General features: G+C 71.5%; 15 protein-coding genes. 10 read left to right on the top strand and 5 right to left on the bottom strand.

Features of this window, described 5'->3' with window-relative positions:
- The first annotated feature begins 2 nt into the window (after positions 1-2).
- From ABH935_RS25380 to ABH935_RS25370, 3 genes are read left to right on the top strand one after another with little or no spacing between them, the layout of a single operon-like run.
- Positions 3-4,427, top strand: a complete 4,425-nt coding sequence (locus ABH935_RS25380; RefSeq protein WP_370380424.1) for a hypothetical protein — start codon at positions 3-5, stop codon at positions 4,425-4,427.
- 25 nt (positions 4,428-4,452) lie between these two features.
- Entirely contained in the window at positions 4,453-5,418 is a 966-nt protein-coding gene (locus tag ABH935_RS25375; protein WP_370380423.1) for an ROK family protein, read from the top strand.
- A gap of 34 nt (positions 5,419-5,452) precedes the next feature.
- Entirely contained in the window at positions 5,453-5,887 is a 435-nt protein-coding gene (locus ABH935_RS25370; protein WP_370380422.1) for a hypothetical protein, read from the top strand.
- 88 nt (positions 5,888-5,975) lie between these two features.
- Here ABH935_RS25370 and ABH935_RS25365 read toward each other — a convergent pair whose 3' ends face one another.
- Positions 5,976-7,664 (bottom strand): MDR family MFS transporter, encoded by a 1,689-nt coding sequence (locus ABH935_RS25365; protein ID WP_370380421.1) that lies wholly within the window; start codon positions 7,662-7,664, stop codon positions 5,976-5,978.
- Positions 7,657-8,145 carry a MarR family winged helix-turn-helix transcriptional regulator gene (locus ABH935_RS25360; protein ID WP_370380420.1) on the bottom strand — a complete coding sequence of 163 codons (489 nt, stop codon included), beginning with the start codon at positions 8,143-8,145 and terminating at the stop codon, positions 7,657-7,659. Before ABH935_RS25360 ends, ABH935_RS25365 begins: the two co-directional genes overlap by 8 nt.
- A gap of 121 nt (positions 8,146-8,266) precedes the next feature.
- On the opposite strand from ABH935_RS25360, the gene ilvA reads away from it, so the two are divergent.
- The 4 genes from ilvA (at position 8,267) to ABH935_RS25340 (ending at position 13,782) form a co-directional block, all read left to right on the top strand.
- Entirely contained in the window at positions 8,267-9,487 is a 1,221-nt protein-coding gene (ilvA, locus tag ABH935_RS25355) for a threonine ammonia-lyase (protein WP_370356788.1), read from the top strand.
- Positions 9,488-9,672: 185 nt separating this feature from the next.
- Entirely contained in the window at positions 9,673-10,743 is a 1,071-nt protein-coding gene (locus tag ABH935_RS25350) for an ATP-binding cassette domain-containing protein (protein WP_370380419.1), read from the top strand.
- Positions 10,740-11,597: an ABC transporter permease gene (locus ABH935_RS25345; protein WP_370380418.1), complete on the top strand. Its 858-nt coding sequence runs from the start codon at positions 10,740-10,742 to the stop codon at positions 11,595-11,597. The genes ABH935_RS25350 and ABH935_RS25345 overlap by 4 nt, the downstream gene beginning before the upstream one ends.
- A 130-nt stretch (positions 11,598-11,727) precedes the next feature.
- On the top strand, positions 11,728-13,782 hold the full coding sequence (locus tag ABH935_RS25340; RefSeq protein WP_370380417.1) for a serine/threonine-protein kinase: 2,055 nt from the start codon (positions 11,728-11,730) through the stop codon (positions 13,780-13,782).
- A 150-nt stretch (positions 13,783-13,932) separates the two neighbouring features.
- Here the strand turns inward: ABH935_RS25340 and greA are convergent, their stop codons facing one another.
- The gene (greA, locus tag ABH935_RS25335) at positions 13,933-14,427 is read right to left on the bottom strand and encodes a transcription elongation factor GreA (RefSeq protein WP_370380416.1); all 495 of its coding nucleotides are present in this window, start codon (positions 14,425-14,427) and stop codon (positions 13,933-13,935) included.
- 137 nt (positions 14,428-14,564) lie between these two features.
- Positions 14,565-14,960 (bottom strand): DUF4307 domain-containing protein, encoded by a 396-nt coding sequence (locus tag ABH935_RS25330; protein WP_370380415.1) that lies wholly within the window; start codon positions 14,958-14,960, stop codon positions 14,565-14,567.
- Between the two features lie 101 nt (positions 14,961-15,061).
- Here ABH935_RS25330 and mca point away from each other — a divergent pair, with 101 nt between their 5' ends.
- The gene (gene mca, locus ABH935_RS25325) at positions 15,062-16,015 is read left to right on the top strand and encodes a mycothiol conjugate amidase Mca (RefSeq protein ID WP_370380414.1); all 954 of its coding nucleotides are present in this window, start codon (positions 15,062-15,064) and stop codon (positions 16,013-16,015) included.
- A 10-nt stretch (positions 16,016-16,025) separates the two neighbouring features.
- A complete protein-coding gene (locus ABH935_RS25320; RefSeq protein WP_370380413.1) occupies positions 16,026-16,355 on the top strand; it encodes a hypothetical protein in 330 nt (109 codons plus the stop codon).
- A gap of 122 nt (positions 16,356-16,477) precedes the next feature.
- Here ABH935_RS25320 and arfB read toward each other — a convergent pair whose 3' ends face one another.
- Positions 16,478-16,915, bottom strand: a complete 438-nt coding sequence (arfB, locus tag ABH935_RS25315; protein WP_370380527.1) for an alternative ribosome rescue aminoacyl-tRNA hydrolase ArfB — start codon at positions 16,913-16,915, stop codon at positions 16,478-16,480.
- A gap of 123 nt (positions 16,916-17,038) precedes the next feature.
- Here arfB and ABH935_RS25310 point away from each other — a divergent pair, with 123 nt between their 5' ends.
- A complete protein-coding gene (locus tag ABH935_RS25310; RefSeq protein WP_370380412.1) occupies positions 17,039-19,003 on the top strand; it encodes a neutral/alkaline non-lysosomal ceramidase N-terminal domain-containing protein in 1,965 nt (654 codons plus the stop codon).
- The last annotated feature ends 27 nt before the right edge of the window (positions 19,004-19,030 follow it).

Here is a 19,030-nt window from a genome sequence, read left to right as displayed (position 1 = left end):
CCGTGGCAGGTATATCGGGAGTCTCCGCGGGCATCGTCCTGGCTGGTCGCTACACCTTGTCCCGGCGGCTGTGGCACCGCGGGATCGGCGAGTTGTGGCTTGCCTCCGACTCGGTGCGCCGGCGCCGGGTGTGGATCCAGATCACGGCTTCGGGCGGGCTGGAGAACGCGGTCGCGGCGCTGACGCACGTCGAGCACCCGGCGATCGCGGTGGTGCGCGAGGCCGGGCAGAAGCGGATCGCGCACGAGGACCGCGTGGTCACCGACCATGACCAGCACTCCCACAAGCTGATCCACAAGAGCGACAGCTACATCGAGTTCGCCGTCTACGACCAGGACAAGGGCTCGTCCCTGACGTCGCGGCTGATGAAGCGCGCGCTGACGTCCGCGGAGATCGGCTCGGTCGCGCTGAACGTCGCCGAGGTCTTCGAGCGCGTGCACTCCGTCGGGCTCGTGCACGGCTGGCTGCACACCGACTCGGTGTGGGTGGGCGGTAAGAGCGACATCTTCTTGGACCTCGCGTTGGGGCTCGCTTTCGAGGGCGACGCGGCCGCGGTGGCCGCCGAGGTTCCGAGCGGGTTCCTGACGGAGGTGCGGCTCGGCGGGGCGGCGGCCACGGCTGCCGATGACGTGTACGGGCTGGCGTGGCTGCTTTATGTGGGCGTGTTCGGCTGGGAGCTCGTGCACGAGGATTTGGTGCGTGCGCGGGGCGAGGTCGCGGGCGCTGGCTCGGCGGCTGGGGCCGCTGGAGCTGCCGGGGCGGCCGGCGCGGCGGGCGCCGCCGGCACGGCGGCGGGCGTGGGACTGGTTGCCGGAGCGGCCGGTGCTGAAGGTGCGGCGGGCATCGCGGTCTCCGGGGCGGCGCACGATGCGGCGATTCTGTTGGCGTACCGGCGTGAGATAGCCGTCGGACGTCTGACCGAGTACTTCGGCGGCGGTTCCCGGCTCGCGGAGACGTTCGCGCTGAGCTTGTCGGAGCAGGCGGGCACGCGGCCGTCGATGGCGGACGTCGTCGAGGCGCTGAAGGCACAGCCGGTCGCGGAGCTGGCGACGCCGCGGATCGTGGCGGAGCGTGCGGCGGCGGCCGAAGCGGCGCTGGCGTTGGCGGCGGCGCGGTCGGAGTCGTTGGGCGCGAGCGTCGAGGACGCGGACTCGGGTGCGTGGACGCCCGCGGTGAGCCCGACGGCCGGCGGCGCGCGCAAGGGCGACATGATCTCGGTCGCCGAGGCGGAAGCCGCCAAGGCGGCGGCGGTCGCCGCGGCTGTGGCAGACGCCGAGGCGGCAATGGCTGAGGCGTCGGAGGACGTGCTCGCGATGGCGACGTCGGCCGCGGTGGCCGCGGCGCTGGCGGAGGCCGAGGCGGCACACGCGCAGGTCAGCGACGAGGCGGTCGCGGCGGCGTCGGCGGCGGCGATCGCGACGGCCCTGGCCGAGGCCGAGGAACGGCACGCGGCCGAACGCGAGGCGGCGGTCGCCACAGCCCTGGCCGACCAGCAGGCCGCGACCGCGGAGCTGACAGAAGCGGCCATCGCGGCGGCCGTGGCGCAGGCGCTCGCAGAAGTGGAGGCGGCGCAGGCGGCCTCGAACGACGAGGCGGTGGCGGCGGCATCGGAAGCGGCGGTCGCGCTGGCACTCGCCGAGGCGGAGGCCGCGCACCACTCGGAGCTGGAGGCCGCCGAGGCACGGCACACGGCGGCGCTGGAGTCGACCCGGGCCGAGCACGCATCGGTCGGCGAAGAGGCGCTGGCGGCGGCGACTGGTGCCGCAGTGGCGGCGGCGATCGCGGAGGCCGAGGAACGGCATCGCAACAAGCTGAACGCGACCGAGGCGCGGCACGGCCTGAACCTGGAGGCCGCCCGCACCGGGCACGCCGCGGAGCTTGAGGCGGCGACAGCCGCCGCCGCTGCGGCGCTGGCCGCGGTCGAGGAGCGGCACGCGGCGGAGTTGGCAGCGGCGCGCGCCGAGCATGCGGCGGCGTTGGAGTCGACGCGCGCTGAGCATGCGTCGGTTGGCGAGGAGGCGTTGGCGGCTGCGACTGGTGTGGCGGTGGCCGCAGCGGTTGCCGAGGCCGAGGAGCGTCACGCCGCAGAGCTGGAAGCTGCGCGGGCTGAGCATGCGGCGGCGTTGGAGTCGGCGCGGGCTGAGCATGCGTCGGTTGGCGAGGAGGCGTTGGCGGCTGCGACTGGTGTGGCGGTGGCCGCAGCGGTTGCGGAAGCTGAGGAGCGTCACGCCGCAGAGCTGGAAGCTGCGCGGGCTGAGCATGCGGCGGCGTTGGAGTCGACGCGGGCTGAGCATGCGTCGGTTGGCGAGGAGGCGTTGGCGGCTGCGACTGGTGTCGCGGTGGCGGCAGCGGTCGCCGAGGCCGAGGAGCGCCACGGCTCGGAGCTGGAGGCCGCGCGCGCTGCCCACGCTGCTGAACTTGAGGTTGCGACCGGGGTGGCTGTGGCCGCCGCCGTCGCGGAGGCCGAGGAGCGCCACGGCGCCGAGTCCGAGGCGGCTCGTGCCGCGCACGCCGCGGAGCTCGAAGCCGCGACCGTTGCCGCGGCCGCCGCGTTGGCCGCCGTCGAGGAGCGGCACGTCGCCGAGCTCGAATCCACGCGGGCTGAGCACGCGGCGCTCGGCGAGGAGGCGCTTGCCGCTGCGACCGGTGCCGCCGTCGCCGCTGCGATCGCCGAGGCCGAGGAACGGCATCGTGCCGCGTTGGCCGCGGTCGAGGAGCGGCACGCGTCGGAATCCGTGCGCTCCGAGAGCCACGTCGAGGCCGAGGAAGTCGTGCTGGCCGCGGCCGTCGCGGCCGCGGTGGCCGAGGTCGAGGCGCGGCATCACGAGGAGCTGGAGGCCGTCGAGGTCGGGCAGGCCGCCGCGATCGAGGGTGCGGTGGCGGTGGCTCTCGCCGAGGCGGCGGTCGCGCACGAGGCGGAGCTTGAGGCGGCACGCGCTGAGGCCGCCGCGGCTGCCGAGGAGAATCAGTCTGCTGCGATCGAGGCGGCGACGGCCGCGGCGGTGGTGGCGGCGCTCGCCGAGGCGGCGGTCGCGCACGAAGCCGAGCTTGAGGCGGCACGCGCTGAGGCCGCCGCGGCTGCCGAGGCGAACCAGGCTGCTGCGATCGAGGCGGCCAGTGCCGCAGCGGTCACGGCGGCCCTCGCCGAGGTGGCGGCGTCGAGCGCTGAGACGCAGCAGTTGCCGGCCCAGGGTTCGGCAGGTGCGGCCACGATGGTCGGGATGGCTGCGGCCGGCGCCGCCGGGCTGGTGATCGGTGCGGAGCTGGCCGGTTCTGAGACGGCGGCAGGTGCTGCTGGTCTTGCCGGTGCGAGCAGTGCTGCCGGGTCCAGCGCGGCGGCTGTGGGCGGCGCGACGACCGGGGCGTCGGCCGCTGCGGGCGGCGCGACGACCGGGGCGTCGGGCGCGGCACTCGCTGGTGCGGCGACAGCCGGCGGCTTGGCGGCTGGTGCTGCCGGGTCCAGCTCGGCGTCCGGTGGATCGGCGGCCGGCGGAGCGACCGCGGCAGGGGGCTCGGCGGCAACCGCGGCAGGCGGCGCAACTACCGCAGCCGCTTCCGGCGCGATCTTGGCCAGCGAGTCCGGCGCAGCCAGCGGTGGTTCGGCTGGCGGTGCGGCCGGTGGTTCGGCAGGCGGAGCCTCCGGCGGCCTCGTGGCAGCCGCATCCCCGAGGCCGAAGCCGTGGGTCCTCGCCTCCGGCGGGGTCTTGCTCGGCGCGGTCGTCGGCATCGGCATCGGCTACGCCATCCACGGCTCGCACTCCTCCTCCACCGCGACCCCGCTCACCAACGCCTCGTCCAGCATCACCGGCTCCCCGGCGCTCCCCAGCGGCGGCACCGGTGCGAGCACCGGCGCGTCCGGCGGTGTCCCCGTCGTCTCGCCCAGCGGATCTGGTAGCACCACCGGCGGCAGCGCGACCGACACCGCCGGCGGCTCCAGTGCCAGCGGCCCCAACAGCGCGGCATCCGTGACGTCCGGTCCGAATGGCGGCGTGTCCTCGGCACCCTCCGGCGGCGCGACCGGTTCGACCGGCCCCGGCAGCCCGACCGGCCCCGGCGCCCCGAGCGGTTCGAGCACCCCCGGCGGCCCGGGCTCCAGCCCCACCGCCCCCGGCGGCGCCCCCAGCGGCCCGAACACGGCCCCCAACAACGGCGCCCCCTCCACCGCCCCCACCTCGCCGCAGCAGTCCGAGACCCAGATCAGCACCATCGTCACCACCCAGGTCACGGACACCACGGCCCGGACCACCCTCACCCACATCGTCACCCAGCTCCAGAACACCCAGGTCGGCTCCAACACCTACAACCAGACCCTGGCGACGTTCACCGAGACCATCACCTCCGAAGAGAACCAGGGCACCATCAGCCACTCCACCGCTCAGGCCCTGCGCCAGCAGGCGACCTATCTGCGGGGCTTTTCTGGAAGCTGATACAAAACCACCTAAGGTGTCCACCATGACGGTGACTGACACCTCCGGGCGGGCCCCGGTGCTGGCGATCGACATCGGCGGGACGAAGATGGCGGTCGGGGCCGTCGACGAGCACGGCGAGGTGCTGGCCTCGTTCCGGACGCCGACGCCCGCCGGGGCCGGGGCGGACGGCGAGGCGCTCTACGCCGCGCTGCTCGACGCCGTCGACCACCTTCCGTACGAGCGCGGTGCCTTCGGCGCCGTGGGTGTCGGCTGCGGCGGTCCGATGCGGTGGCCGGCCGGGGAGGTGTCCCCGCTGAACATCCCCGGGTGGCGCGGCTTCCCGTTGCGGTGGCGGCTGGAGGCCGACTTCCGGCGCGACGTGCGCCTGCACAACGACGCCATCTGCCTGGCCGCCGCCGAGCACTGGCAGGGCGCCGGGCGCGGCTCCGCGAACATGCTCGGCATGGTCGTCTCCACCGGGGTCGGGGGCGGCCTGATCCTCGGTGACCGCCTCATCGACGGGGCCAAGGGCAACGCCGGGCACATCGGGCACGTCGTCGTCGACCAGGAGACGCCCTGCGCCTGCGGCGGGACCGGCTGCCTGGAGGCCGTCGCGAGCGGGCCGCGCATGGCCGCGTGGGCGGCGGCGCAGGGCTGGCGCGCGGGCCAGGGCAGCCACACCGGCAAGGACCTCACCGACGACGCCCGCGCCGGCGACGGCATCGCCGAGGCAGCCTTCACCCGCGCCGGCACCGCGCTCGGCGTCGCCATCGCCGGTGCGGCGGCGATGTGCGACCTGGAGCTGGTGACGATCGGCGGCGGCATCGTGCAGGCCGGCGAGCTCCTCTTCGAGCCCTTGCGCTCCGCGCTGTATCGGCACGCAAGGCTGGACTTCACCAAGAACTTGAAGGTGGTCCCGGCCGATCTGGGGCAGGACGCCGGTCTGGTCGGCGCGGCGGCGCTGATCCTGCGCGGCGACACCTACTGGTCGGCGGACCGGGTCGACTGAGATCAGCGGGGACCGGTAGGAGACGATGTCCCCCATGAAATGGCGTCGGCAGAAGACGGAATCCACCCGGCACACGGCCAAGACCTTCGAGATCCCGGGCCTCGGCCACGTCGAGGAGTTCGGCGGCGAGTACGTCAGCGAGCCGATCCCGGTCCCCGCCCTGGGGACCGAGGTCGAGATCTTCGTCGAGGGCTACGACGAGGACGAACGCCCCCAGGACTTCCACGCCGCCATCGAGGCGTTCCTGTCCCTCGACCGGTCGGTGATGGAAGACGGAGTCGCCGCTGTCGCCGGACCCGGCGACGTCCTTGAACTCCTCGGCCCCGAAATCGAGGTCACCGTCGCCCGCGACTCGGACGGCGATCGTGAGGTGTGCGTGTCGGTGATCGGCAACAACCGCGACTGGGAACACCCCGACGGCGTGCAGATCAGCTTTCGCCAGGGCCGCGAACCAGACCGAAGGCGATGAACACCGCGACCGCCGCCCCGGATGTCCAGGACGGCGGTCGCAGTGTTCTTAGTTGTGCGCACTAAATATTGAGTCCGCAAAAAGGAACTCAGTGTGCGAGGGCCGGAGCCTCCACGTCGGACGAACCCGAACCCGAACCCGAACCCGAACCCGAATCCGGACCCGCCGCCTTGCGCGCGTCCGCCGGAGACATCGAGCGCAGCTTGTGCTCCTTCAGGAACCAGCTCGCGAACCACGCGATCAGGCTGAGCGCCGCGCCGACCATGAACACCGTCGAAAGCGCCTGCGTGAACGAGTGGATCAGCACGTGCTGCACCGCCTGCGGCAGCTTGGCCATCGCGCCCTCGCTCTGCAGGATCTCCATACCGTGATCGCGTACCGGCGCCAGAGCCGCGCCGGGACCGGCGTTGGTCTTCAGGTGGCTGGTCAGCTGGTTCGTGAGGATCGCGCCCATGATCGCCGCGCCGAAGGTCTGGCCCAGCGAGCGGAAGAAGGTGCTAGACGTGGTGGCCACACCCATGTCCTTCATGTCGACCGCGTTCTGCACCGCCAGGATCAGCACCTGCATCGTGGCGCCCAGGCCCAGGCCGACGATGAACATGAACAGTCCGGCGACCGCGAAGTTGGTGTTCTCGTTCATGGTCGTCATCAGCCCCAGGCCGACGGTGGTCACCGCGATGCCGGCGATCGGGAAGAACCGGTAGCGCCCGGTCCGGCTGATGATCCGGCCGGAGCTGATCGAGGTGGTCAGCAGGCCGACCATCATCGGCAGCATCCGCAGGCCCGCCTTGGTCGGGCTGTCGCCGTTCACGACCTGGAAGTAGAACGGGATGTACATCATCGCGCCCATCATCACCATGCCGATGAGGAAGCCCATGACGCTGGAGACCCGGAAGACGTCGCCGCGGAACAGGCGCATCGGCAGGATCGGCTCCGGCGTGCGGATCTCCCACATGACGAACGCCGCCAGCACCACCACGCCGGCCACCGCCAGGCCGATGATGACCGGGGAGCCCCACGCGTACTGCTGGCCGCCCATCTGCGCCGCCAGCAACAGGCACACGACGCCGGCCACGACGAGCGCGGCGCCCACGTAGTCGATGGTCGCCTTCACCCGGCGCTTGGGCAGGTGCAGGACCGCGCTGATGACGAACAGCGACAGGATGCCGATCGGCAGGTTGACGTAGAACACCCAGCGCCAGCCGGTGATGCCCAGGATCGAACTGTGCTCGGTGAAGATGCCGCCGAGCAGCGGCCCGGCCACCATCGCCAGCATGAACACGCCGCCGAACAGGCCCTGGTACTTGCCGCGCTCGCGGGGCGGGACCACGTCGCCGACGATCGCGAACGTCAGGCCCATGATGCCGCCGGCGCCCAGACCCTGCAGCGCGCGGAAGGCGATCAGCTCGTTCAGGTTCTGCGAGAAGCCGGACAGTGCCGAGCCCGTCAGGAACAGCGCGATCGCCGTCATGTACAGCGGCTTGCGGCCGAACAGGTCGGAGAGCTTGCCGTAGATCGGGGTGGCGGCGGTGGACGCCAGCACGTACGCGGTGGTCACCCACGGCATGCGCGCCAGGCCGTTCTGGCCGCCGATGTCGCCGATGATGGTGCGGATCGCGGTGCTGACGATGGTGTTGTCCAGCGAGGCCAGCAACAGGCCCAGCATCAGCGAGCCGAAGACCACCAGGATCTGCTTGTGGCTCATGGTGGAGCCCTCGGCGACCTGTGGCGCCTGAGGGCTCGCTATCTTTTCGGGAACTTCGGTGGTCTCACTCATTGGCGGTTCCGTCTTCCGTTGTGGGGCCGTTCTTCGCATCTTGGGTTTTGGCGATGATGGTGCTGAAGTCCTCGACATAGCGGGTCATCAGCTGTGTCAGGGTCCGCAGGTCCGCCGGATCCCAGTGGTCGAATCCCTCGCGCATGGCGTCGATGCGTTTCTGCCAGAAGTCCTGGATGTGCTTGTGGCCGAGCTCGGTCACGTGCAGCTGCGTGGCGCGGCCGTCGGAGGGGTCGGCGACCTTCTCGACCAGGCCGTCCGCCTCCAGGTGGGCGACGTGGCGGGAGACCGTGGACTGGTCCAGGAAGAGGTTCTTGGCCAGGTCGCTGGACCGGACCGGCCCGCACTTGGCCAGCATCCCCAGCGCGGCGACCTGTCCGCCCTCGGGCTCCTTGCGGGCCCGCATGATGCGCTGGAACAGCATGCCCATCGTCTTGCCGAGCTCGCTGTACTCCTCGTCGGTCAGAGGCTCGCCGCTCATCGGTCTTCTCGTCTCCTACAGATGCTTGGTTGCTGCAAGCATATACCTGGATGCATGCGCCATGCAAGTAGTTTCGCCGGAGGGCTCGTGGTGCCGCCGCCGGACCTGCCAGACTGGGATCATGTCAACGGCGACTGTGACCCTGGAAGACGTCGAGCGGGCTCGTGACCTGCTGGAAGGCGTGGCGCGGCGGACCCCGCTGGAGGGCTCCCGGAGCATCTCCGAGCGGGTCGGGGGACATGTCCACTTCAAGTGCGAGAACCTGCAGCGGACCGGGTCGTTCAAGATCCGCGGCGCGTACGTGCGGATCGCCAACCTGACCCCGGCCGAGCGGGCCAACGGCGTGGTCGCGGCCAGCGCCGGCAACCACGCGCAGGGCGTGGCGCTGGCGGCGTCGCTGCTGGAGAGCAAGTCGACGGTGTTCATGCCCGAGGGCGCGCCGCTGCCGAAGGTGGCCGCGACCGAGGCCTACGGCGCGCACGTGCGCTTCGCCGGGCACACCGTGGACGAGGCGCTGATCGCGGCGCGGGCCTTCGCCACCGACACCGGCGCCACCTTCATCCACCCCTTCGACCACCCCGACGTGATCGCCGGGCAGGGCACGGTCGGCCTGGAGATCCTGGAGCAGTGCCCGGAGGTGCGCACCATCGTGGTCTCGGTCGGCGGCGGCGGGCTGCTCGCCGGAGTGGCCGCGGCGGTCAAGGCGGTCCGGCCGGACGTGCGGGTGATCGGCGTGCAGGCGGCCGGGGCCGCGGCATATCCGCCCTCGATGGCGGCCGGCAAGCCGGTGCAGCTGGCCGGGATGGCGACGATGGCCGACGGGATCGCCGTCGGCCGGCCCGGCGACGTGCCGTTCGACCTCATCACCAGGCTGGTCGACGAGATCCGCGTGGTCTCCGAGGAGTCCCTGTCCAAGGCCATGCTGGCCCTGCTGGAGCGGGCCAAGCTCGTGGTGGAGCCGGCCGGCGCCGCGGCCGTCGCGGCGGTGATGGACGACGCCCGCGCCTTCGACGCCCCGGTGGTCGCCCTGCTGTCCGGCGGCAACATCGACCCGCTGCTGATGATGCGCATGATCCGGCACGGCCTGGTCGCCGCCGGCCGCTTCCTGGCCCTGCGGCTGCGCATCCCGGACCGCCCCGGCGCCCTGGCGAAGCTCCTGAGCGAACTCGGCGAGGCGGACGCGAACGTGATGGACATCGAGCACCTGTGGACCCGGCCGTCGCTGGCCTTCGGCGAGGTCGAGGTGGCGCTGCAGCTGGAGACGCGGGGGATCGCGCACGCCGAGACGCTGATCTCGCGGCTGCGGGCGGCGGGGTATCAGCCGGAGCCGACTTCTTTCTGAGGGATTTCGAGCTGAGGGACGGCGTGCGCGCGGCGCTGGTCGCCGAGGCCCCGGTGGCGTCGGTGGCGTCGGTGAAGTAGCGCATGCCTGTTCGCACTCTGAGGCACCGGGAATTCATCCATTCGGCCCACCAACTGTGAACATCCGAACACCTGCTGTCGGACCCCTCCTCTACGGTCATTTCTATGGCAGCAATCGAGGCCGAGGGTCTGGTCAAGATCTACGGTGGAGGCAAGAAAACCAAGGAGGTCCGCGCGCTCGACGGTGTGGACCTCGCGGTGCCCGAGGGCACCATCCTGGGTCTGCTCGGGCCGAACGGCGCGGGCAAGACCACCGCCGTGCGCGTGCTGACCACCCTGCTCAAGCCGGACGCCGGCAGTGCGCGGGTGCTGGGGATCGACGTCCTGCGGCATCCCAACGACGTGCGGCGGGCCATCGGGCTGTCCGGGCAGTACGCGGCCGTCGACGAGAACCTCACTGGCCGGGAGAACCTGGCCATGGTCGGGCGGCTCTATCACATGCCGAAGGCCGCGGCCCTGAAGCGGGCCGGGGAGTTGCTGGAGGAGTTCGCGCTCACCGACGCCGCCGACCGGCCGTCGAAGACGTACTCCGGCGGCATGCGGCGGCGGCTGGACCTGGCCGCCGCGCTCGTGGTGAAGCCGCCGGTGATCTTCCTGGACGAGCCGACCACCGGGCTGGACCCGCGGACCCGCATCGCCATGTGGGACGTGATCGCGGGGCTGGTGAAGGGCGGGACGACGCTGCTGCTCACCACGCAGTACCTGGAGGAGGCGGACCGGCTGGCCGACTCCATCGCCGTGGTGGACCACGGCAAGGTGATCGCGCGGGGGACCGCCGACCAGCTCAAGGCGCAGATCGGCGGGGAGCGGCTGCAGATCGTGGTCTCCGATCCGGACCGGCTCGGCGAGGCCGCCGAGCTGCTGGGCAGGATGGGGACGGCCGCGCCGCGGGTGCACGAGCCCACGCGCGAGATCCTGCTGCCGGTCTCAGGCGGGGCGCAGCTGCTGGTCGAGGCCATCCGGGAGCTGGACGGCCTGGGCATCAAGATCGACGACGTCGCGCTGCGCCGCCCCACCCTGGACGACGTGTTCCTGCAGCTGACCGGCCGCTCCACGGAGGACGAGGGCGGCGAGGGCGGCTCGGGGCAGTCCGGAGCCGAGTACGACGAAGGCCGACGGTTGGACGATGAGCGAGGGCTCGACGAGGGCCACGAGCCGAAGGAGACGGTGCGATGAGTTCGGACAGTCTGGCGCCCCCGGTCCCGCTCGGCGGGAACAGCCTGCTCATGACCCTGCACGACGCCTGGGTCGTCACCCTGCGCAACCTGCGCCGGATGACCCGCATCCCGGAGATGGTCGTCTTCTCCTCGATCCAGCCGATCATGTTCGTGCTGCTGTTCGCCTTCGTCTTCGGCGGCGCGATCCCGGTCCCCGGCGCCGGCGGCACCACCGCCTACCGCGAGTTCCTGCTCCCCGGCATCTTCGTGCAGACACTGGCCTTCACCGCCGCGACCACCTCCGTGGGCCTGGCCGACGACCTGCACAAGGGCCTGATCGACCGGTTCCGCTCGCTGCCGATCTCCCGCTCGGCGGTGCTGGCCGGCCGGACCACCGCCGACTGGCTGCAGAACCTGTTCGTGCTGCTGGTGATGGCGGCCTGCGGACTGGCCGTGGGCTGGCGGATCCACGACGGAATCCTCAAGGCGCTCGCCGGATTCCTGCTGCTGATGTTGTTCGCCTACGCGATGAGCTGGATCGGCGCCACGATCGGGCTCTCGGTCCGCACCCCCGAGGCCGCGAACACCATCGGCTTCATCTGGATCTTCCCGCTGACCTTCCTGTCCAACGCCTTCGTGCCCTCGCGCAAGATCTCGCCGCACTGGCTCCAGGACGTCGCGGACTGGAACCCGGTCTCAGCCACCGTCCAGGCGTTGCGATCACTGTGGGGAAACCCCGATGGTTATGAGCCGACCGTGAAGATGCCGTGGCCGATCGCGCACGCCCCCTGGGTGTCGCTGTTCTGGTCGTTGCTGATTCTGATGGTGTTCGTCCCCCTGTCGGTGCGCAAATACCGATCGGTTTCGGCGTGAGAGTGTGGTTCTCCACACTCACAATCGATCACGATCCTGGCATGATCGAGCACATCGGCAACCGACCCCGATGTTCAAGCGTCTTATTCTTGGGGAAAGGGGGCGCAACAAACAGCAGCAGGGGGGACCGATGGCAGGACCTAGACCGGGCGAGGTGTTGAACGACCGGTACGAGCTGATCGACCGCATCGGCGGCGGCTCGATGGGCGAGGTGTGGCGGGGCCGCGATCTCGTGCTGGGCCGTACCGTCGCGGTGAAGATCGTGTTGCCGGCGCTGCTGGACACTCCGACGTTCCGCGCGCGCTTCGTGGCCGAGGCCCGGGTGATGGCGATGATGGACCATCCCGGCATCGTCCGCGTGTACGACTACGGCTACACCGACGCCACGGATCCCGACACGCCCGGTGCCGCGTTCCTGGTGATGGAGTTCATCGAGGGCGAGTCGCTGGACCGGGTCCTGGCCCGCACCGGCGCGTTGGAGCCGCGCTTCGCGATGAAGGTGCTGGCCTCGCTGCTGGACGCGCTGGGGGCCGTGCACCGGACCGGCGTGGTGCACCGGGACGTGAAGCCCGCGAACGTGATGCTCACCTCCGGTGGCGTGGTGCTGGCCGACTTCGGTATCGCGCGCTCCCCGGAGTCGCTGGGCCTGACGGCCGCCGACGCGCTCATGGGCACCGTCCCGTACCTGGCACCCGAGCTCTTCCACGCCGAGACCCCGACCCCGGCGGCCGACGTCTACGCGGTCGGCATCCTCGGCTACGAGCTGCTGTCCGGCCGCCAGCCCTTCCAGGCCGGCAGCACCGCCGCGGTGATGTACATGCACATGCACGAGCCGCCTCCGCCGCTGCCGGACTACGTCGCCACTCCCGCCGCCGAGGTGCTGTGGCACGCGCTGGAGAAGGACCCGACGAACCGCTGGGCCGACGGCGCTGAGATGGCCGAGGCGGTGCGGCACGTGCTGGCCGGCCCGGTCGAGGTCGGCGAGGATCTTACCGCCGAACCGGGCCTGGCGGGCGGTTACGGCGGCTACACCGGCATCCCGAGCGGCTACGAGGACACGCTGACCGACTCCGGCGGGCGCCGCCGGCGCCGGCCCGCGGCCGAGGGCGGCGGGTACGCGGCAGCCGGGGGTGCTGCCGCGGCCGCGGCCTACGGCGAGGGGTTATACGGCGAGTCCGGCTCCGGGGGCCGGTACGGTCGCGACGCGGCGTTCGGGGAGAGCGCCGCGTCCGGCTTCGGCACCCGGTACGGCCGGGGCGAGTACGAGAGCGAATATCCCGCCTCGTACAACCCCGCCAGCGCGCTGGAGGAGACCGCACAGCTCAGCGCGATGCCTTCCGCCGACGCGCTGCCGCCGGACGCCACCCGCCTCTACGACGAGCGCACAGCGCTGATGCCGGACTCGGGGGGCCGCGGCGGCCACGCTGCCGACTTCTCGGACGGCACCCGCGTCTACGACGAGCGAATAGCCCCGATGTCGGACTCCGGAGGGCGTCGCGGCCACGCCGCGGACTTCCCGGACGGCACCCGGGTCTACGACGAGCTCCCGACCTCCATGACCGACTCCGGCGGCCGGCACGCGGGTCATGCGGGCCACACCAGCCACGCCAGCCACTCGCGCCGCGCCGCCGCCGACGAGCCACCGGTGCGCCGTCGCGGGGCCGACTCCTATCAGAGCGCGTCGACCGGCCTCGGCGGCCGTGGCGGGGGTCTGCGGCCGGACACGCGCCGCAAGGCGCTCATCACCGCGGCGGTCGCTGTGCCGGCCCTGCTAGGGCTCTCTGTGGCGCTCGCGATGAGCTCGTCCGGGAAGTCCCCCGACGGCGGCGGCCCGGCGTCGAACCCGGCGCAGCAGTCCGATCAGCCCACCGCCACCACCGGGACCGACGACCTCGTGCCGCCGACCGAGCCGGTGCCCACGTCGACCAGCGTGTACGGGCACACCGGCTACCCGCACCACACGTACTCGACGTATCCGTCGTACACCCGCTCGTCGGCGTACGGGACGTCCACGTCCTCGGGCGAGCCGACAGCCACCGGCTCCCGGACCGGCCAGCCGACCGGCCCGACGTCCACCACGAGCTCCAGCCAGCCCGGCCCGCCGACCTCGACGGGCAGCACGTCGCAGGGGCCGACGACGCCGCCGACCTCACCGTCGACGCAGGGCTCGTCGAGCGCCGGCTGAGCCGGCGGCGCCGAGCTCACAGCGCCGAGCACACGACGAAGCGCTACGACAAAGCGACACGACAAAGCGGCCCCCGCGTGATCATCACGCCGGGGGCCGCTCTGTGTCGATCCTGTCGATCGTGTCGACGAGCCGTTCCTGACGGCCGCCTCAGCCCAAGTACGGCTTGGCGTCCAGCAGCTTGACCATCATCGGCTTCCCGTTCGGGAGCTCGTACTCGGCCTGCTCCCCGATCTTCTTGCCGTTGATCGCGCCGCCCAGCGGGGACCGCGTCGAGTAGACCTCCATGTTCTCGGCGGCGTCCTCGCGCGAGCCGAGCAGGAAGGTCAGCGTGTCGTCCTCGTCGCCGTCGAAGGCGATGGTCACGACCGCGCCCGGCACCGCCACGCCGGACTCCACGGAGTCGCCGACCTTGGCGTGCTCCAGGAGCTGGGTGAGCTGGCGGATGCGCAGCTCGATCTTGCCCTGCTCCTCCTTGGCCGCGTGGTAGCCGCCGTTCTCGCGGAGGTCGCCCTCTTCGCGAGCAGCTTCGATCTTCTGGGCGATCTCTACGCGGCCCGGTCCCGACAGGTGCTGCAACTCGGCGGTGAGCCGGTCGAAGGCGTCCTGGGTCAGCCAGGTGACGCTGTCGTTGGTCTGGGTCACGGGTACTCCTAGGGTTCTACTCAGTTGAGGGGACCGTGCTGCTCAGTCACGCACGCTTTTCAGTCAGACACAGAATGGCGATCGTAACAAGGAGCACGGACGGATAACGCCGGGTTAATCAGCCGTGGACCGCGGGGCTATGTGAGCTGGCAGTCCAGAACTTCGCCGCTGATGGCCCGGCTGCTGGTCCGGATCGTCGCGGAGAGCACCTGCCGCGGGCCGGCGGGGACCGGTACGTCGAGGCGCCCCACCTCGTTCCCGCCGTAGTCGCGGGCCCGGACGGTACACGTCGCGGGCCGGTCGCTCTTCCGGTTGTCCACCTGGAACCGCACGTCGACGGCATGGTCGGAGGAGACCTGGTAGCCGAGGACGGTCGCGGTCAGCGTGGGGGTGGCCTGCTTGAGTCCGATGTACGACACCACGCCGGTCAGCGCGAGCACTCCGGCGACCCCCAGGGCGACGCGTCCGCGCCTGGACAGGCCGGAGGAGCGCGCGTAGCGCGCGACCACCTCGTCCTGCACCTCGGACGTCAACGCGGTTCACCTGGCCTTCAGTCGACGGAGCGCGATTCGGATGTGCGCAGTGTCGGATCCGTGCGTCAGTATATTCGGGCGGCTACTGATGGAGGAACACCGTGACGCACGAACTGCGCCTGATGACCGTCCACGCGCACCCGGACGACGAGTCCAGCAAGGGTGCGGCCACCACCGCGCGCTATGTGCGCGAAGGGGTGGATGTGCTGGTCGTCACCTGCACTGACGGCTCCCGGGGCGACATCCTGAACCCACAGCTGAAGAAGGACCCGGCCGTGCAGGCCGAGATCGAGGCCAACCTGCTGGAGGTGCGCCGCAAGGAGATGGACGCGGCGCGCGAGATCCTGGGCGTGCGGCAGGAGTGGCTGGGCTTCGTCGACTCCGGCCTGCCCGAGGGCGACCCACTGCCGCCGCTGCCGGAGGGCTGCTTCGCCCTCCAGGACGTCGAGACCGCCGCGGAGCCGCTGGTCCGGCTGATCCGCGAGCAGCGGCCGCAGGTGATCGTGACGTACAACGAGAACGGCGGCTACCCGCACCCGGACCACATCATGACCCACAAGATCACCATCGCCGCCTTCGACGCCGCGGGCGACCCCGACAAGTACCCGGACGCCGGCGAGCCCTGGCAGCCCCTGAAGCTCTACTACGACGTGGCCTGGTCCATGCCGCGCCTGGAGGCGGAGCACCAGGAACTCCTGGACCGCGGCATGGAATCCCCCTACTGGGAATTCCTCAAGGAGCGCCAGAACTGGCCGCAGCGCGAGATCACCACCCGCGTCCCGGTCGGGGAGTACTTCGAGATCCGCGACGCGGCGCTGAAGGCGCACGCCACGCAGATCGACCCCGAAGGCCCCTTCTTCCGCACCCCGAACGACATCCGCCGCGCGGTCTGGCCGACCGAGGACTTCGAGCTGGCCCGCTCGGTGATCGACACCACACTGCCGGAGGACGACCTCTTCGCCGGCGTGCGCGAATACGAGAAGGAGCAGTGCGCGAAGGCCGCCGACGAGGTTCCGGGGCAGGGCGTGCACGAGCCCGCCGGAGTGTGCTCGTAGACTGCGGGTCATGAACGCTGTGTCCGGATTGCTCACAACCGCCCAGCCGGTGCTCGCCAGCGGCGGCAGCCTCGACAAGACGAAGCCGGGGCTGGTCGCGTTCCTGATCGTCCTCGCCCTCGGCGTGGCCCTCTGGGCGCTCCTGAAGAACATGGGCAAGCAGCTCGGCCGCGCCAAGGACCACTTCGAGGCCGAGGACGCGGCCCTGGCGGCCCAGGCCGCCGCCTCCGCCACGGTCGGCACCGCCGAGGCGGTCGCCGAGGTGCCCAAGCAGCAGGACGGGCCGAAGGGCGCCGCCGAGAAGGCGAAGGACGCTTCGAAGGACGCGGCGGGGGAGTAGCTCCGGCTCCGGCCATTCGCCCTGCGCCGCGAGGTGGGGCGAGAGGTGCTCGGCGGAGGCGAGTGGCGGTTGGTTTGTCGTTTTAACCGCTGCTGACGACGCGAGCCCTATGGCGCCGCGGCTCAGAAGTCGTCGACCCGGCGCCGCAACTGCTTCGTCTGCCCGCGCCGCGTCTTGTTGTCCAGCCGCCGGCGCGTCACGCCAGCGGGCACCTTCTTCTCCCGGCGCGGCGGGGGCGGCGGGGCCAGCGCCTCGGCCAGGACGTGCGCCAGGCGTTCCCGGGCCGCCTCGCGGTTTTGGAGCTGCGAGCGCTGCTCGCTCGACGTCACTGTCAGTACGCCGTTCACCAGTCGGCCGGCCAGGCGCTCGAAGGCTCGCGACTTCAGCCACTGCGGGAGGGCGGTGGTCGCGGCCAGGTCGAAGGACAGTTCCGCGCGGCTGTCGGTGGTGTTCACGCCTTGGCCGCCGGGGCCGGCCGAGCGCGAGAAGCGCCAGGTCAGCTCGGCGGCGGGGATGATCGCCTCGGCTCGGTGGCGGCCTCCGTGGCTGGAGCCGGGCATGGCGTTGTAGCGGACCGTCAGGGGTCCGTTCACGCCGTTCGCGGTCTCGTCAGCCATGACTCGATGTTCTCAGACCGGCGTCATGCTTGACACCGCTTATCCGGTGCGCGTTACGTGATCCGCATGGGGTACCTGGCGGGACGCGGCATCGCGGACATCACAGGGGAGATCGCCGAGTGCGGCTTGCTCGGCTACGGGCTGCCCGAGCAGCAGGCGGCCGGGCTGCACACGCGGCTGCGCGCCCGGGCCTTCGCGCTCGCCGACGGGGAGCGCCGGATGCTGCTCGTGGTCTGCGATCTGCCGCTGGTCTTCAGCAGTGTGACGCAGGCCGTCGTGCGGCGCCTGCCGGCTGTCTACACCGAGGCGAACGTCGTCATCACCGCCACCCACACGCACTGCGGCCCCGGCGGCTACTCGTACCACGCCGTCTACAACAGCAACACCGGCGGCTTCCGGCCGCGGACGTTCCGCGCCATCGTCGACGGCATCGTCGAGGCCGCCCGCCGCGCGATCGCCGACCTCCAGCCCGCCACGCTGCGCCTGAACCGCGGCGAGCTGCACAAGGCCAGCGCCAACCGGTCCCGCCGCGCCTTCGACCGGAATCCGAGTGCTGACAAGGCGGTCTTCCCGGACGCCGTGGACCCGGCGACCACGCTGCTCACCATCGAGCGCGACGGCGTCCCGGTGGGCCTGCTCAGCTGGTTCGCCGTCCACAACACCAGCATGACCAACCGCAACCGCCTGGTCAGCGCGGACAACAAGGGCTACGCCGCGTACCACTGGGAGCGCGAGGTATCAGGGATCGACTATCTCGCCGAAGCCGACGAGAACCCGGCCTCGAACCCCGCCGAGGCCGGCAATCCAACCCTCATCACCGCCTTCGCCCAGACCAATGCCGGCGACATGTCCCCGAACCTGTTCCTGCGCCCCGGCAGCGGCCCGACCGAGGACGAGTTCGAGAACACTCGCATCATCGGCACCCGCCAGTACGAAGCGGCGGCGACCCTTCTGCACGAGAAGGACGGCGCCGAGATCCTCGAAGGCGGCCTGGACCACCGCCTGATCCACGTCGACATGGCGAACGTCCGCGTCAGCCCCCGCTTCACCGGCGACGGCCTCCCGCACCGCACCTCCCACGCGGTCCCCGGCGCGACCGCGTTCGCCGGCGCGCTGCCCGACGGCCCGACCGGCTGGCGCTTCGCCCACCCCGAGCAGAACCCGCTCCTGGACGCCGTCTCCCGCCACGGCATCTACCGCCTGAGCCGGCGGCTCCGGGACGCCCAGGCCCCGAAGACGCTCGCCGCCCCCATCAGCCTCCTGAATCGCATCGTCCCCTTCGGCCAGGAGATTCTGCCGATCCAGCTGCTGCGCATCGGCCCGCTCTACCTGCTGTGCCTGCCCTTCGAGGTGACCATCGTCGCGGGCCTGCGCCTGCGCCGCACCGTCGCCGAATCCGTCGGCACCGACCCGGACCACGTCCTCGTCATGGGCTACGCCAACGCCTACGGCCACTACGTCACCACCCCCGAGGAGTACGACGCCCAGATGTACGAGGGCGCCAGCACGCTCTTCGGCCGCTGGGAACTCCCGGCGCTGCAACAGAACGCCGCGCTCCTCGGCACGGCGATGCGCGAGGGCCGGCAGATCGCTCCGGGCCGTCCGGCACCGGACCTGTCACGGCGCCGCCGTCGCAAGCCCCGGTCGCCCTACCCCGACGCCCCGCTCCCGGACGACGACATCGGCCGCGAGCTCTCCTTCGCGTGGGACGGCGAGATGGTGACGGTCGAGTTCGTCGGCGTGCACCCGGCCCACGACCCCAAGCGCGGCGGCACGTACTACGAAGTACAGCGCCGCGCCGGCCTGTACTGGCACCGGATCGCCGACGACGGCGACTGGTCGACCCGCATGCACTGGACCCGGCTGCCGTCGCCCTCCCACACCACGATCTCCAAGGTCCGCATCGAGTGGCGGGTCCCGCCGGAGACACCACGAGGCCGGTACCGCATCGTCTACCGAGGCGACACCGGCCGGGTGGCGTTCGAGGGGCGGAGTCAGGAATTCGACGTCGGCCCCGGTGAAGAGCTCTGATCCCCTCCCCGTCAGAGCTCTGACATT

The sequence above is a fragment of the Catenulispora sp. GAS73 genome (genome assembly GCF_041262085.1).
Taxonomy (GTDB): domain Bacteria; phylum Actinomycetota; class Actinomycetes; order Streptomycetales; family Catenulisporaceae; genus Catenulispora.
The sequence above is the reverse complement of the archived record's forward strand: the minus strand, read 5'-3'. Positions and strand labels throughout refer to the sequence as shown.

What these genes read in the sequence shown, in the direction of transcription:
- ABH935_RS25375 (WP_370380423.1), top strand. Translation starts at nt 4,453, where the DNA reads ATGACGGTGACTGACACCTCCGGGCGGGCCCCGGTGCTGGCGATCGAC.
- ABH935_RS25350 (WP_370380419.1), top strand. Translation starts at nt 9,673, where the DNA reads ATGGCAGCAATCGAGGCCGAGGGTCTGGTCAAGATCTACGGTGGAGGC.
- ABH935_RS25320 (WP_370380413.1), top strand. Translation starts at nt 16,026, where the DNA reads ATGAACGCTGTGTCCGGATTGCTCACAACCGCCCAGCCGGTGCTCGCC.
- ABH935_RS25340 (WP_370380417.1), top strand. Translation starts at nt 11,728, where the DNA reads ATGGCAGGACCTAGACCGGGCGAGGTGTTGAACGACCGGTACGAGCTG.
- ABH935_RS25365 (WP_370380421.1), bottom strand. Translation starts at nt 7,664, where the DNA reads ATGAGTGAGACCACCGAAGTTCCCGAAAAGATAGCGAGCCCTCAGGCG.
- ABH935_RS25360 (WP_370380420.1), bottom strand. Translation starts at nt 8,145, where the DNA reads ATGAGCGGCGAGCCTCTGACCGACGAGGAGTACAGCGAGCTCGGCAAG.
- ABH935_RS25345 (WP_370380418.1), top strand. Translation starts at nt 10,740, where the DNA reads ATGAGTTCGGACAGTCTGGCGCCCCCGGTCCCGCTCGGCGGGAACAGC.
- ABH935_RS25310 (WP_370380412.1), top strand. Translation starts at nt 17,039, where the DNA reads ATGGGGTACCTGGCGGGACGCGGCATCGCGGACATCACAGGGGAGATC.
- arfB (WP_370380527.1), bottom strand. Translation starts at nt 16,915, where the DNA reads ATGCCCGGCTCCAGCCACGGAGGCCGCCACCGAGCCGAGGCGATCATC.
- ilvA (WP_370356788.1), top strand. Translation starts at nt 8,267, where the DNA reads ATGTCAACGGCGACTGTGACCCTGGAAGACGTCGAGCGGGCTCGTGAC.
- ABH935_RS25370 (WP_370380422.1), top strand. Translation starts at nt 5,453, where the DNA reads ATGAAATGGCGTCGGCAGAAGACGGAATCCACCCGGCACACGGCCAAG.